Annotated in this window: 9 protein-coding genes; 4 read left to right on the top strand and 5 right to left on the bottom strand. The window is 68.8% G+C overall.

What is annotated here, in order from left to right; all coding sequences use genetic code 11:
* The first annotated feature begins 71 nt into the window (after nucleotides 1–71).
* From OHA18_RS02320 to OHA18_RS02310, 3 genes are read left to right on the top strand one after another with little or no spacing between them, the layout of a single operon-like run.
* A complete protein-coding gene (locus OHA18_RS02320; protein WP_329001834.1) occupies nucleotides 72–2,060 on the top strand; it encodes a beta-galactosidase in 1,989 nt (662 codons plus the stop codon).
* Nucleotides 2,057–4,924, top strand: a complete 2,868-nt coding sequence (locus tag OHA18_RS02315; RefSeq protein WP_329001833.1) for a glycoside hydrolase family 2 TIM barrel-domain containing protein — start codon at nucleotides 2,057–2,059, stop codon at nucleotides 4,922–4,924. The genes OHA18_RS02320 and OHA18_RS02315 overlap by 4 nt, the downstream gene beginning before the upstream one ends.
* 29 nt (nucleotides 4,925–4,953) lie before the next feature.
* Nucleotides 4,954–5,724 (top strand): PhzF family phenazine biosynthesis protein, encoded by a 771-nt coding sequence (locus tag OHA18_RS02310; RefSeq protein WP_329001832.1) that lies wholly within the window; start codon nucleotides 4,954–4,956, stop codon nucleotides 5,722–5,724.
* A 4-nt stretch (nucleotides 5,725–5,728) separates the two neighbouring features.
* On the opposite strand, the gene OHA18_RS02305 is transcribed toward OHA18_RS02310, so the two are convergent.
* The gene (locus OHA18_RS02305) at nucleotides 5,729–6,709 is read right to left on the bottom strand and encodes a quinone oxidoreductase family protein (RefSeq protein ID WP_329001831.1); all 981 of its coding nucleotides are present in this window, start codon (nucleotides 6,707–6,709) and stop codon (nucleotides 5,729–5,731) included.
* 77 nt (nucleotides 6,710–6,786) lie between these two features.
* On the opposite strand from OHA18_RS02305, the gene OHA18_RS02300 reads away from it, so the two are divergent.
* Nucleotides 6,787–7,167 carry an ArsR/SmtB family transcription factor gene (locus OHA18_RS02300; protein ID WP_329001830.1) on the top strand — a complete coding sequence of 127 codons (381 nt, stop codon included), beginning with the start codon at nucleotides 6,787–6,789 and terminating at the stop codon, nucleotides 7,165–7,167.
* Here OHA18_RS02300 and OHA18_RS02295 read toward each other — a convergent pair.
* Genes OHA18_RS02295 through OHA18_RS02280 form a run of 4 tightly spaced genes read right to left on the bottom strand, consistent with a single transcriptional unit; the run spans nucleotide 7,140 to nucleotide 14,146 of the window.
* Nucleotides 7,140–9,836: a glycosyl hydrolase family 95 catalytic domain-containing protein gene (locus tag OHA18_RS02295; protein WP_329001829.1), complete on the bottom strand. Its 2,697-nt coding sequence runs from the start codon at nucleotides 9,834–9,836 to the stop codon at nucleotides 7,140–7,142. The two genes, OHA18_RS02300 and OHA18_RS02295, sit on opposite strands and share 28 nt — an antisense overlap.
* A 29-nt stretch (nucleotides 9,837–9,865) precedes the next feature.
* The gene (locus OHA18_RS02290; protein WP_329001828.1) at nucleotides 9,866–12,292 is read right to left on the bottom strand and encodes a glycoside hydrolase family 95 protein; all 2,427 of its coding nucleotides are present in this window, start codon (nucleotides 12,290–12,292) and stop codon (nucleotides 9,866–9,868) included.
* Nucleotides 12,226–13,050: an amidohydrolase family protein gene (locus tag OHA18_RS02285; protein WP_329001826.1), complete on the bottom strand. Its 825-nt coding sequence runs from the start codon at nucleotides 13,048–13,050 to the stop codon at nucleotides 12,226–12,228. Before OHA18_RS02285 ends, OHA18_RS02290 begins: the two co-directional genes overlap by 67 nt.
* Nucleotides 13,043–14,146 (bottom strand): FCD domain-containing protein, encoded by a 1,104-nt coding sequence (locus OHA18_RS02280; RefSeq protein WP_329001825.1) that lies wholly within the window; start codon nucleotides 14,144–14,146, stop codon nucleotides 13,043–13,045. The genes OHA18_RS02285 and OHA18_RS02280 overlap by 8 nt, the downstream gene beginning before the upstream one ends.
* Between the last annotated feature and the right edge of the window lie 47 nt (nucleotides 14,147–14,193).

Raw genomic sequence — 14,193 nt, 5'->3', positions numbered from 1 at the left:
ACTCCGCGTTGTGCGTTTTACCTGAATGCAAACGATTGCACGGAGCTGGTTGCGTCGGTTAGCGTTGGTGCATGCTGCCGCCACATGTCGTGCTGGGGACGGCCTACTATCCGGAGTACCTGCCGCGCTCGGTCGGTGATCGGACCGCTGCCGACCTCGATCTGATGGTTGCCGCCGGGATCACCGCGATCCGTGTCGGTGAATCGGTCTGGTCCACCTGGGAGCCACGGGACGGAGTCTTCGACCTCGAGTGGATCCGTCCCGTACTCGATGCCGCGGGTGAACGCGGGATCGACGTGATCGTCGGGACGCCGACGTACGCCGTACCGCCGTGGTTGCAGCGGGCGCATCCGGAGATCGCGGCCGAGCGTCGAACCGGTTCGCCGGTGCCGTGGGGGATTCGGCAGGAGATCGACTATGGGCAGCCGGCGTTCTTGTTCCATGCGGAGCGGGTGGTTCGGCGGATCGTCGAGCGGTACCGCGACCATCCGGCGGTGATCGGGTACCAGGTCGACAACGAGCCCGGTGTGCTGCTTGCGCACAACACGTCGGCGTTCGACGCGTTCGTTGCGCGACTGCGGCGGGAGTACGGCGACGTCGACGCGTTGAACGAGGCGTGGGGGCTGACGTACTGGTCGCATCGGTTGAGCGACTGGACCGAGTTGTGGCGGCCGGACGGGAACAGCACGCCGTCGTACGACCTGGCCTGGCGACGGTTCCAGGCCTCGCGAACGACGGAGTTCATCGGGTGGCAGGCAGGGCTGGTTCGGGAGTTGCTGCGGCCGGGGCAGTTCGTCACGACGTGTTTGGCCTACGATCGGCCGGCCGTGGCCGACGTACCGTTGACCGGTCGGTTGGATGTTGCGGCGGGCAACATTTATGTGGATGTGCAGGACGGGTTGGCTCGGCCGGCCCGGCCTTCTCCACTTGAGCCGGGGTGGATCGGGCGGAGCGTTGCCGAGTTGTTCCTGGCGGCGGACCGGATCTACGGGTCGCGGGGTGAGCCGTTCCTCGTGACCGAGACGAACGCAACGTCGATCGGCGGATCGCACCAGAACCGGCCGCCGTACGACGGACAGCTCCGGCAGCTCGCGTGGGCGATGGTGTCGCGTGGCGCGCGGATGGTCGAGTACTGGCACTGGCATTCGAACCATCACGGTGCGGAGACGTTCTGGGGCGGGGTCCTCGGGCACGGGCTGGAGCCTGGGCGGGTATACCAAGAGATCGCGACGCTCGGTGCGGAGCTGGCGGAGGCGGGGGCGTCGGTGGTCGACCTGACGCCGGATATCGATGTTGCCGTGGTGTGGTCGACCGAGAGCGATTGGGCGCTGCAGTTCCAGCCGCCGCTGGCGACGGCGTTTGGTATACCAGACAAATCGTCGTACCAGACGATCGTGACGGCGTTCTACGCGGGGATCCTGGACGCCGGACTGCGGCCCGGGGTGGTTCCGGTCGAGCGGCTCGAGGCGGCGTTGGACGCCCCAACGGTCGTCGTTGCCGGGATGTACGTGGCGTCGGACTCGGTGCTGGACCGGTTGGTGTCGTATGCGCGGGCCGGTGGGCATCTGATTGTTGGGCCGCGGACCGGCTATGCGGACCTCGAGGCTCGGCCGCGTCCCGAGGTCGCGCCGCCGCGGCTCCGTGAGGCAGCCGGGGTGGTATACCAAGAATTCGAGAACCTGGTCGCTGATCTGCCGGTGAGCGGGCTGGCAGGGCGGGCGACGCGGTGGGCGGAGACGCTGATCGTCGACGACGCCGAGGTGCTGGCCTGGTACGACCATCCAGGCGGCGAGCGCCGGCCGATCGTCACGACCAAGTGCTGCGGCGCCGGGCGTGTGACGTACGTCGGAACCGTGCCGGATGCGGAGCTCGCGGCGGCCTTGTACGGCGAATCCCGCTTGTGGGCGCCGTCCGTGACCGCGCTGTCGGCGGTCAACCCGGCAGGTGAACGCCTGTGGTTCGTCCACAACTGGTCAGGATCGACCGTGACCGTCGACGCGCCGATCGGGCGGCTCGAAGTCGGGCCGTGGGATGTTCAGGTGTGCAAGGAGGCGCAGTGAGGTACTTCGAGGATCTGACGCCGAGCACCGGGGCCCGCGAGCCCCGGGCGTGGCTGCACTCGTCGCGGCCGCGGCTCAGCTTGAACGGCCGGTGGCAGTTCAAGCTCTGGGACAGCCCGCCGGATGGTATGCCAAATCCCGCACCCGATTGGGGCGAGCTGGAAGTCCCAGGGCACTGGGTGCTGCAGGGCCACGATCGCCCGCGGTATACCAACACCGCGTTCCCGTTCCCGATCGATCCGCCACGCACCCCGGACGCGAATCCGACCGGAGACCACCACCTGTGGTTCGACGTACCGGACGACTGGCCGGTCAACGGCGCCGTACTGCGGTTCGAGGGTGTCGACTCGTGCTTCAAGGTGTGGGTCAACGGAGTCGAGCTCGGTACGGCCAAGGGCAGCCGGCTGCCGAGTGAGTTCTCGCTCGGCGAGCTGCTGCGCCCCGGACGGAACTCGCTGGCGGTGCGGGTGCACCAGTGGTCATCCGGTTCGTACCTCGAGGACCAGGACATGTGGTGGCTGCCGGGGATCTTCCGCGACGTCACGCTGCTCGCGCGCCCGTTGATCGACGATGTCTTCGTGCACGCGGCGTACGACCATCTGACCGGCGCAGGGACACTGCAGGTCGACACGGTGCCGGACGCGGTGGTGGGGGTTCCGGAGCTGGGGATCGTGGCGGAGGCTGGTATACCAATCACGATTCCCGCCGTCGAACCGTGGTCGGCCGAGGTCTCGAGGCTGTACGACGCGACCGTCGGCGTACCGGGGGAGACGGTTGCCCTGCGCATCGGGTTCCGGACCGTCGAGATGGTCGACGGGTTGTTCACCGCCAACGGGCGGCCGTTGTTCTTCCGCGGCGTGAACCGGCACGAGCACGACGAGCGCCGGGGCCGGGCGATGACGGTCGAGGCGATGCGGCAGGACGTTGTACTGATGAAGCAGCACAACATCAACGCGGTACGGACCGCGCACTACCCGCCGCATCCGGCGTTCCTCGACCTGTGCGACGAGCTCGGGTTGTGGGTGATCGACGAGTGCGACATCGAGACCCACGGCTTCATCTACACGGACTGGCGCGGCAACCCGGCCGACGATCCCGACTGGGCGCCGATGATGCTCGACCGGATGCGCCGGATGGTCGAACGCGACAAGAACCATCCCAGTGTGATCATCTGGTCGCTCGCGAACGAGAGTCACCGCGGGCAGAACTTCGGCACGCTGGCGGCCCGGACCCGTGAGCGGGATCCGTCCCGCGCGGTGTTCTACGAGCGGGACCGGACGTACGAGTTCTCCGACTTCTACAGCCTGATGTACCCGCCGCTGGAGGACCTTGAGGCGATCGGCACCCGGACCGAGGACGTGCCGGCGGAGACCGCGGACCATCCCGAGCTGGAGGCGCGGCGGCGGGCGTTGCCGTTCGTCCTCGCGGAGTACGCGCATGCCATGGGCAACGGTCCTGGCGGGCTGGCGGAGTACCAGCGGGTGCTCGAGCGCTATCCCCGGCTCCAGGGCGGGTTCGTCTGGGAGTGGATCGACCACGGCCTGCTGTTACCAGGCGCAACCGATCACGTGTACGGCGGCGACTTCGGCGAACGCCTCCACGGTGCGAACTTCTGCATCGACGGCCTGCTCTTCCCCGACCGCACTCCGTCGCCCGGCCTCACCGAATACAAGAAGGTCCTGGAACCGATCCGAATCACCGGCCCGACACCCCTCACCATCCACAACCTCCGCACCTTCGCCGACACCGAAGACCTTGAGTTCGTGTGGTCTGTCGAGGCCGACGGAGTCGACGTAGCAGCGGGCCGCCTAGACGTCCCCGCCTTGGCCCCAGGAGATTCAGTTACCCTCCCACGACCTGACGCCACCGCCACGCCGGAGCGGTTGTTAACTGTGCGGGCGGTGCTAGCGAAGGACTCGGCGTGGGCTGCCGCGGGGCATGAGGTTGCTTGGGCGCAGTTTGTGTTGGAGGAGCCGGTGGTGCCGTCAGCTCAGATGGTGTCGGCACCTGTGGTGGAGGACCGAGGTGTTGTGAGGGTTGGTGGTGGTGAGTTTGATCGGCGGACCGGGCGGTTGACGAGGCTGTTCGGGCAGGCTGTGGACGGTCCGCAGCTGGACCTGTGGCGTGCACCGACCGACAACGACAACGGGCAGGGCGGCCGGAACGGTGTCACGCAGGAGTGGCGCGCTGCCGGGCTCGATCGCCTGCTGCATCGGGTGGACGGTGTCGACGTGGTGGACGACGGGCTGGTGGTGCGAAGCCGGGTTGCGCCTGAGGGGCTCGGGGTCGGCGTTCGGGCGACGTACCGCTGGATGGCTGACGACAACGGGCTGCGGTTGACGGTCGACGTACAGCCGGAGGGGGAGTGGGGTGGAACTGCGGTTACGCCGCGCTGTGGGAGCTGGCCGCGGGTCGGCGTACGGATGACGCTGCCGAAGTCCTTGGACCACGTGCAGTGGTACGGCGGTGGGCCGGGTGAGGCGTACGCCGACAGCCGCGAGGCTGCTCGCGTGGGGCGTTACACCCGTACGGTCGACGAGCTGCAGACGCCGTACGTCGTACCCCAGGAGAACGGCTCGCGCATCGACGTACGCTGGGCCGAACTGACCGATGCCGAGGGCAACGGCCTGCGCGTGACCGGTGCGCCGCACTTCCAGCTCGCCGCCCGCCGATGGACGACCGAGGACCTCGAACGCGCCCGCCACCGCTCGGACCTGACGCCGCGCGACCACATCTACCTGAACCTGGACCTCGCCCAGAACGGGCTCGGCTCAGCCTCCTGCGGCCCGCCCACGACACCCGGCCATACGCTGGCCGTCGCGGCGTATACGTTCGGTCTGACATTTGGGCTCGTAACCGGCTGACGGAGGATGCGGTGATCGTGCAGGCCTGCATGCGCGATGGCGGAGGTGGCAGTCCCACCGTCGTCGTACCAGACGGTTCGTTCACCGACGAAGACCGTCGCGCCTTTCCGGCGACCAAGGGAACCTCGCACGCAGTGTTCTTCACTGTCGAGCGCGATCGGGTGTTACTGCGCTTCTTCACCGGCGAGGGTGAGCTGCCGGCGTGTGGGCACGGGACGGTCGCGGCGTTGGCGGTCCTCGCCGAGCGCGCCGACGTGCCGGACTATCGGGTCACGCTGTCTGCGGGCGGTCGGGAGTTCGGTGGTCGAGCCGTGCGGCGCGCCGAGGGGTTCGAGGCGTCGTTCGATCCGGGGCCGGTGACGCTGCGGGATCCTACGGCCGTGGAAGGCGAGCTGATCGCTTCGCTCGTTCCAGAGTCGGTCGGGCCGGCGGTGGTCGCGTCGGTGGGGCGGCCTCGTGTGCTGGTCCCGGTCCGGACTCGTGCGGACCTGGATGCCTTCACACCCGACCTGGATCGAATCCGCGAGGTCTGTGATCGTCTCGGTCTGCTCGGTTGCTACGTCTACACCGTCCCCGACACGGACGGCCGGGTCGCGGCGCGCATGTTCGCGCCGTCGATCGGCGTACCGGAGGACGTTGCCAACGCCAACAGCACCGCGTGTCTGGCGGCGTACCTGTCCCGGGAGACGCTCATCGTCGACATGGGCGACTCGCTGTCCAGCCCAGCCACGATCATCGCCACCACCCGCCCCGGACCCGACGGGCCTCGCGTCGACGTCGGCGGTATCGCGACGACGTGAGTCGTCAGAGGCGTACGACGTACTTGCCGGCGCCGCGGCCCTCGGCCAGGGCCTGCTGTGCCTCGCCGGCCGCGTCGAGTCCGTCGACCGGGATGAGCCCGAGGTCGAGTTCCCCGTCGGCGGAGAGCTGAAGCGCATCCCGCAAGGCGTCGCCGATGAGCTGTGGCGCCCGGACGGACATGCTGCTCATGCTGAACCCGCCGATCGACGCGTTGCCCGCGAACAGCCGACCGGCCGGGAGGTCGGTCAGGGGTGCTCCGGCGGCGTTGCCGAAGAGCACGATTCGACCACCTTGGGCCAGCAGGTCGAGGTCGAGGCCGATCTGTTCGGTTCCCTGGGAGTCGAGCACCACATCGACCCCGCGGCCGTTGGTGACGACGCGGACCCGGTCGGCCAGATCATCCCCGCGGGTGAGGACGACGGCGTACCCGCTCTTCTCCGCGGCGGCGGTACGCCGGGCGCTGCCGACGGTGCCGATCAGTGTGCCGACGCCCGCACGTCGGGCCAATGCTGCGACAGCCTGCCCGACACCGCCTGCGGCCGAATGCATCAAGAGAGTCTCGCCGGGGCGCAGGTGGCCGGCTTGCCGGACCAGTAGCGCAGCCGTGGTCAGCGTGCCTGGGGCGACCGCAGCCTGCTCGAAGGACAGGCCGTCGGGGATCGGCACGGCCAGCTCGGCGCGTATCTTCGCGATCTCGGCCAGCCCGCCCGCGCGGGTGAAGGCGGCGACCGGCGTCCCAATGGCTGGTCCGGTCACGCCGGGGCCGAGCGCCCGTACCGTGCCTGCTGCTTCGAGGCCCGGGACGAACGGCCAGGCCGACGCGTAGGCGGGGTCGCCGCGGCGGGCCATCACATCGATGAAGTTGATCCCCGCGGCGCGCACGTCGATGGTCAGCTCGCCCGGCCCCGGGTCCGGAGCGTCGAGCTGGCCGACGCGCGTGGAGCTGGTGTCGGGCGCCGGGCGGTCGAAGATCAGTGCGCGCATCGCGTACCCTTTCGATGTTCGTCGAATGTCGTAAGGCGACGATACACTCATGTACGACGATCGTCGAAAGGAATCCGGTGCCGAATCCCCGACGGCCCGCGCTGGTCCATCCCGCGACCGCGGACCTGACCCTCTACGCAGTCCTGCACGCCCTCTCGGACCCGACCCGGCTGACCATCGTCCGCACCCTCCGCGAGAACGTCGAGCAGGCGTGCGGCACGTTCCCCGTCTCCGTCGCCCCCTCCACCCTCACCCACCACTTCCGCGTCCTCCGGGAAGCCGGCGTCATCCGCCAACGCGAAGACGGCAACAAACGCTGGACCACCCTCCGCTACGACGACCTCGAATCCCGCTTCCCCAACGTCCTCGACGTCATCCTCCACGCCGCCGGCAGCGGCGAGGTCGTCGCCGCCACCGGTGGTGAGCAGGGTCAGCGTGGTACCACGAAAGTGATGTAGGTGGAGTTGCCCTTGTCGGGTACGCCGGAGTTGGGGCCTAGGGGGAGGGTGCCGGGTGGGGTGTCGCGTTTGAAGAGGATCAGGCGTTGGTCGGTGGTGCCTACTGTTTCGTTGGTGCGGGTGAAGGTGGATAGCCAGTCCGGCCACCAGACGTTTTCGCCGCGTGGGTCGAAGGCTACGTAGACGGTCGCTGGGCGGGTCACGTCCATGGTCAGGTAGTCCGCAGGAGCGGTGGCCTTGGAGTCGTCGTTGGCGCCTTGGATCAGGGCCTGGCCGTTCAGCTCGTCTGGTAGGTCGGTGATCGTGTAGCTGCGGTCGACGTACGTCGGCGCGCCGGTCTGCGCCTTGACCAGGTTGGTGAGCTTCTCCGGCCACTGCACCGACACCAGATCGCTGACCAGCGGTGGTTCGCTGCGGGTGATCCCCAGCACGCGGTTGCCGAGCGTCTTGACCGCACCAGCCGGCTGCCCGGTCAACGGCGCGAAGTCAAACGACGACAGGGGTACGGCGACCCGCTCGACGGTGTACGAGGCGCCAGCGGTGGTAGCCAGCATCACGACATCGGCCTTGGTCGATGCGACGACAGTGCGGCCGTGGGAGTCCAGCACCCGGATCGACTGGCCGGGCCACGGGTTGGCCACCTTCAGCGTGTCCCGGCTACCAGCCTGGATGCCGACGACATTCGGTACGCCATCGTGGACCTCGGTGCTGATCCGGTGACCGCCCTCGATCTGGACAGACCCCGACACGTCCCAGTCCTTCGGCCACGCCGGTGCGACGCGTACGACGCCGTCGTACGACTGGACCAGTGCCTCCTGCAGGCCGGTCGTCACCACGCCGCCCCACTCGTTGTAGAAGCTGTGGTTCCGTACCGCCTCCTGGCCGGTGCGGTGGACGGTGAAGCCGTTCGGGTAGATCTGGAAATCCGCGATCCCCTTCAGCAGCAGGCGTTTCACCTCGTCGGCCTGCCCGAGCCGCGCGGCCCAGGTGGTGTCCATACCCCAGTCCTTGTCCTGCGGGTACACACGCTGCCGGTACGTCGCCTGCATCAACGCGGAGTCCTTGTCGAACACGCCCCACGGCCAGAGTGCCTCCATCTCCGGGTTCTGCGTGTTGTGCGCCTCCTCGTCAGTCCCGGACCACGCCAGCACGTCCTCGCCGCCACGCTGGACCGTCCGGTACGGCGGAAGCTTGCCCACCGCCGCGCGCAGCTGTGAAGCCAACGCAGCATCGCCATGCGACGTCGCCAGGTCAGCCACCATCGGGAAGATCACCTGCATCGCCGCCAGATCAGGCACCGGGTCGCTGGTGTCCCACTGCACCTCCAGCGCGTTCACGTGCTCCAGATGCAGGTACCCATCCGCCCCCGGCGTCAGTGCGGACAGATAGAACCGAGCCACGTCCCGCATCAGCGGATAGGTGCGGTTCAGCAGAGCCTTGTCGCCGGTGTAGCGGTACTGCTCCCAGATGTTGTTCACCAGCTCCGGTCCGCTGGTCAGGATCCGGCGCGTCCAGCTGGGCTCCTGCGTGTTGTCGCAGCCGTCGCCAGTGCCGTCGTACCGCATGAACTCCGGTACGCAGAGGCCCTCGCCACCTATCCAATGCGTACGGGTCCACTCGCGCATCAGTTCGGCCCGGTCCAGGTAGAACTTGAAGTACGGCGCGTTGAACTCGGCGATCCCCGCGCCGCGGTTGGCAGCCACGGATTCGCGCAGGTTGAAGTGCCAGTACGAGTCCTGTGCCCAGTCGGCCTGGTCCTCCGACGAGGAGAACATCCGCACCACCGCACCGTGAGTACTAGGTACGTCGCCACGCATCGAGGCGGCCATCGTGTACAGCTGGAACGTCCGCAGGTTCTCGACGTATTCACCGGAGCCGTCCGCCGACGTGATCCGCATCGGCGCAGTCTTCGCCCAGAACGAATGCCACCACTGCAGGTGGTGGCTGGGCGACTCGACAACCGCCCGTCTGGCGGCAGTGCGCAGCTCGCCACCGCGGTACGACGGTACGCCGACCACGATCCGGTAACTGCCGTCTGCACGCGGCCGGAACGTCAGACGCACCGTCAGCGGGTCGACTACGGACGCGGTGACGCCCTGCGCCTGCGCAGTCAACGCAGCGACCGCACCGGTGATGCTGCCAGACGCTGCGTCGTGGAAGGTCTCCGCCACCGCAGCAACCCCACCGGCAGCACTGACAGCAGGCGTGCGACCGGACCACAACTTGAGGTCGGCGGTCTGCACCCGAGAGGGATCCGCGCCGGTGACCTCCAGCACGAACTGATCCGCATCAGCCCGCACGTACGAGCGGGCCGTCATTCCACCGCCACTCTGCACGAGCTGACCGTCGTACAGTGCCAACCGGCCGCTGTAGTCGGATGCTCGCATCAGCGGATCCAGCCCGGGTACAACGAGACGCCCGGCGGACTTGAGATCAGGGAACGTGTCGACGCGGTTGAGCTGGGCGCTGTAGCCCTTCTCGGCCCAGACCGCCGCACCGAGGACGCCGTTCCCCAACGGCATGGCCTGGTACGCACGCCACGCCGGGCCTTCCTGCACGAGGTCGGACCGCGAGACCAGCCCGGCGGTGTCGGTACGCAGCGCACCGTCATGCCATGCGGTCGTCAAAGCCTCAGCGGGCGGCGCAGCAGGGAGTGAGAACAGTGTCATGAGCAGAGGCAGTGTCAGTCGGAGCGCGATCACCGGTGTACCTCGATGAAGTAGTCGACCCCACGCCGCGTGCGGAACTCGACCACGCCGTCCTCCGGCCGTGCAAAGGCGACCGGACCGGCCGACGAGCGAACGTCGACCTGCAGACCGGTCCGCAACTTCAGCCGGTTGCCCAGCAGCGAACGGATCCGGGCCTGCGTCAGCTTCCCGTCGGACCAGGAGAACTCCAGGTCGAAGCCGCCGCGCGCCCGCAGACCACGCACGCTCCCGGTCGGGAACGCGGTCGGCAGCGAGGGCAGCAGCGCGACCTCGCCGGAGTGGCTCTGCATGATCATCTCGGTGATGCCGGAGATGCCACCGAAGTTCCCGTCGATCTGGAACGGCGGGTGCAGGTCGAACAGGTTCGGTGCCGTGCGACCAGGCGCCAGCAGCTGTGTCAGGTGCTTGTATGCGTTGTCCGGCTCGAGCAACCGGGCGCGCAGGTTGAGCTTCCAGGCAAGCGACCAGCCGGCGGTCACTGCCGGCCCGCGCAGCTCCAGCGACTTGCGGGCTGCGTCGGCGAGCTCCGGCGTACTGCGGGGTGTCACCTGGTCGCTCGGGAACACGGCCCACAGGTGTGAGACATGTCGACTCGTCTCCAGGGCGGCCTCCTCCCAGTCGATCAGCCACTCCTGGATCTGACCGAGGTACCCGATCTGGATCGGCGCGAGCCGGGACCGCGTCTCCGCGACCTGAGCCGCCATCGGCGCATCGACACCCAGCAACGCCGCCGCCTGCCCGAACACCTTGAACAAGTCGTGCAGGATCTCGGTGTCCATCGTCGGACCGGCGCACATGCTCACGCCGGTGCCGTCGTAGTCGTGGTGCTTGACCTCGGGGGAGTGCGACGGGCTGGTCACCAGCCATCCCGTCTTCGCGTCGGTCTGCAGCTGGTCCAGGAAGAACTCCACCGCGCCACGCAGGATCGGGTAGTACCGCCGCAGCATCTCCAGGTCGCCGGTGTACTCGTACCGCTCCCAGAACAGCAGCGACAACCACGCGCCACCGCTCGGCCAGACCCCGTAGAACGCGAAGTCAACCGGTGCGGTGCCGCGCCAGCCGTCGGTGTTGTGGTGCGCGACCCAGCCGGGAGCGTCGTACATCGTGCTCGCCGTCCGGGCGCCCGACTCGGCGAGCTCGGTGATCATCTGGAACAGCGGGTCCCAGCACTCGGCCAGGTTGGCCGGACCGGCCGGCCAGTAGTTCATCTCGCAGTTGATGTTCAGCGTGAACTTCGACTGCCACTCGGGCAGCATCTTGTAGCTCCAGATGCCCTGCAGGTTCGCCGGCTGACCCGGGGTACGAGAGCTCGAGATCAGCAGGTACCGGCCGAACTGGTAGTACAACGCGGCCAGCTGCGGGTCACCGCCGTTGCGGAACGCCGTGATCCGCTGGTCGGTCGGGAGCGCGATCGCGTCCGACGTACCGAGGTCCAGGTCGAGTCGGCCGAAGAGGCGCTGGTAGTCCTCGACATGCTCGTGGCGAAGGCGTCCGTACGCCGGGCGGCCGACCGCTGTGAGCGGAGCGACCGCGCGAGCTACCTGGTCCGCGCCGACATCGAGATAGTTGCGGTAGCTGGTCCCGACCGAGAACAACAGCGTGACCTCGTCCGCGCCGGTGACCGAAAGCTTGCCATCAGCAACCGTCGTGCTGCCGCCTTCGGCGAAGGCCCGCAACAGCGCAGTGAACTTGACCGAGCCGGTCAGTCCTTCCGCGTCGCCGCTGATCCCGTTGAGCGCCAGCGTGCGCTCGTCGAAGCGGGCGGGCGTCGCGGCCTGCTCCGTGCTGTACGTCGCGTCGAAGGTGAGCGACCCGCGCTGGTCCGCGGTCAACCGCATCACCAGCACCTGCGCGGGGTGGCTGACGAACACCTCCCGGGTGTAGCGCACCCCGGCGTGCGTGTAGCTGACCGAGGTGATCGCGGTGGTCAGGTCGAGTTCCCGCTGGTACGCCGTGACAGCGTCCGCGGCGATCCCGGGGAAGGCAAGGTTCAGGTAGCCGACCGGCTGGTACTGCATCTGCTCGGTCGGGCGGCCCATGAAGTGCTCGTCGGCGAGGTTCTGCGCGTCGAGGTACTGCTCCGCGGCGATCAGGCGGCGGATCTTCGGGAGGACCTCCTTGCCGACCGGGTCGTCGTACTGGTGCGGGCCGCCGGCCCAGATCGAGTCCTCGTTGAGCTGGAGTTGTTCGGTCGCGGTCCCGCCGTACATCATCGCGCCGAGGCGACCGTTGCCGATGGCAAGCGCCTGGAGCCACTCGGTGGCGGGTTGGGCATACCAGAGTTTCAGCGGGTTGGTGTCGGGCTTCTGAGGTCCGGCGGCTGCGGCGGGCGGGGCTGTCAGCGCGCCGGCTACGACGGCGGTCCCGGCTGCGGCGCCGGCGGTCCTGAGGACCTGGCGACGGGTGTATTCGGACATGGGGCGGTCTCCCTGGGGCGGTAGATGCGCTGGGCGGTGCCACGGAACACGTCGTTGTGCGTGGCGGGTGGCAGCAGTGCTTCGGTACGGCGGACGACCTCGGCGCGACTGGCGGCGAGCGTGCACACCGGCCAGTCGGAGCCGAACAGCAACCGCTGACTGCCGAAGAGTTCGAGGGCGACGTCGACCAGCGCGCGGAGGTCGTCGGTCGCGAGGTGGGCGGTGCCGGAGAGCTTGACGGTGACGTTGGGGCACTCGGCGAGCGCCTTCATTCCGGCCAGCCAGTCGGGGGTGGCAGTCGTGGGGTTGCCGAGATGGTCGAGCACCAGGCGGGCGTCGGGTACGGCGGACGCGAGCCGGGCGGCGCCGATCAGGGCGGAGGGGCGGAGGAGCAGGTCGATGGCGAGGCCGGCGTCAGCGGCGGCCCGCACTCCGCGCACCTGCGCGGGATCGGTGAGCAGGTCAGGGTCGGTCTGGTCGGCCGGCGGACTGCGCACGCCGACAAGCCGCGGGTCGTCAGGTAGCCGATCAGGGAAGTCGAGCAGATCGAACCACCCGACAACCCCCACCACAGCCGGCGTGCGGGCGGCCAGCTCGAGCAGATCGTCAACCTCGCGAGGATCCGCATCGGCTTGAACCAGAACCACCTCGGTAGGCAGTTCTTCGAGGGTGAAGTTGCGGCGGAGTGGGTGGTTGGGCGACAGCCACGGGAGGGTCCGTCGAGAGAGGTCCCAGACGTGGACGTGGGCGTCAATCATGGTGCACTGCTGGTCTGGTGATGGAGCTTTCGCCGCGGGCGTGGGCAGCGAAGAGGCGGGCCGAGTCTTCGGGGTCGGTGCCGGACAGGACCTCGATCAGGTCCAGGTGGCGGCGGGCCATCAGGCCCCAGTCGCCGGCGTACATGGCGTTCGAGACGACCTGCAGGCTCCACAGCGCCGGCTCCAGGGTCCGCCAGACGCGGAGCAGCATCGAGTTGCCGCTGGTGGCCAGGACCTGGCGATGGAACCGCAGGTCGGCCTCGCGGAACGCGCCGATGTCGTGATGCTCGGCTGCCTCGGTCATCCGCTGCATCTCGATCCGCAGCAGGTCCAGCTCCTCCGGCGGCACGTGCCCGGTCGCACGCCGGGCCGCGGCGGACTCGAGGAGCACGCGGACCTCCCGCGCTTCGCGGGCCTCGACCTGGGAGATCTCGGTGACGAAGTTGCCCAGCCGCGGCCGGTACGTGACCAGTCCCTCGTGCGCCAACCGCCGTACCGCTTCCCGCGCCGGGGTCTGGCTGGTGCCGAGAACGCGGGCGATCTCGGACTCGACCACCCGCATGCCCGGGGCGAGCTCGCCGGACAGGATCCAGCCGCGGATCGCGTCGTACACCCGGTCGGACAGCAACTCGGTGTCAGCGGAGATCGGCGGCGAAGGGTGCGCGGCGCCCACGGTCAGGGCCGAGGAGCGGTAGTGCTGCGCCTCCTCCCGGCGGCGGCGCGAGACCGTCGACTGCGAGACGCCGTACGTCGTGGCCAGCTCGCGGGTCGAGGTGCGATGTCCGGAATCGGCCATCGATGCCGCACCCAATTGCACGCGGTCGACCATTCGCGGGCGGCCGCTGCGCATGCCGTCGTCCAGCCCGGCCATGCCCATCCGGAGGAACCGCCGCCGCCACTTGCCGACCGTGCCGGGGGTGACCTCGAGCAGGTCCGCGACCGCCTTGTTCGACCGGCCCTCCGCGCTCGCCAGCACGATCCGGGCCCGCAGGCGCATCGCGTCGGCGGTCCGCGGCGCGGCCGCGATCTGGCTGAGGGCGGACCGCTCGGCCGCCGACAGCGTCAGCGGCGACTTCGGTCTTCCGGCATCGGGCATGGCTGCATGGTGACCCCGTTCACACCGTTCTGCCAACCCTATATGGC

Origin of the sequence: Kribbella sp. NBC_00709 (genome assembly GCF_036226565.1) — a bacterium.
Classification (GTDB): domain Bacteria; phylum Actinomycetota; class Actinomycetes; order Propionibacteriales; family Kribbellaceae; genus Kribbella.
Note: the sequence above shows the minus strand (reverse complement) of the source record. Positions and strands in the feature narration are given on the sequence as shown.

Coding starts and splice junctions, on each gene's coding strand:
- OHA18_RS02320 (WP_329001834.1), top strand. CDS start 72: ATGCTGCCGCCACATGTCGTGCTGGGGACGGCCTACTATCCGGAGTAC.
- OHA18_RS02310 (WP_329001832.1), top strand. CDS start 4,954: ATGCGCGATGGCGGAGGTGGCAGTCCCACCGTCGTCGTACCAGACGGT.
- OHA18_RS02305 (WP_329001831.1), bottom strand. CDS start 6,709: ATGCGCGCACTGATCTTCGACCGCCCGGCGCCCGACACCAGCTCCACG.
- OHA18_RS02295 (WP_329001829.1), bottom strand. CDS start 9,836: ATGACACTGTTCTCACTCCCTGCTGCGCCGCCCGCTGAGGCTTTGACG.
- OHA18_RS02290 (WP_329001828.1), bottom strand. CDS start 12,292: ATGTCCGAATACACCCGTCGCCAGGTCCTCAGGACCGCCGGCGCCGCA.
- OHA18_RS02285 (WP_329001826.1), bottom strand. CDS start 13,050: ATGATTGACGCCCACGTCCACGTCTGGGACCTCTCTCGACGGACCCTC.
- OHA18_RS02280 (WP_329001825.1), bottom strand. CDS start 14,146: ATGCCCGATGCCGGAAGACCGAAGTCGCCGCTGACGCTGTCGGCGGCC.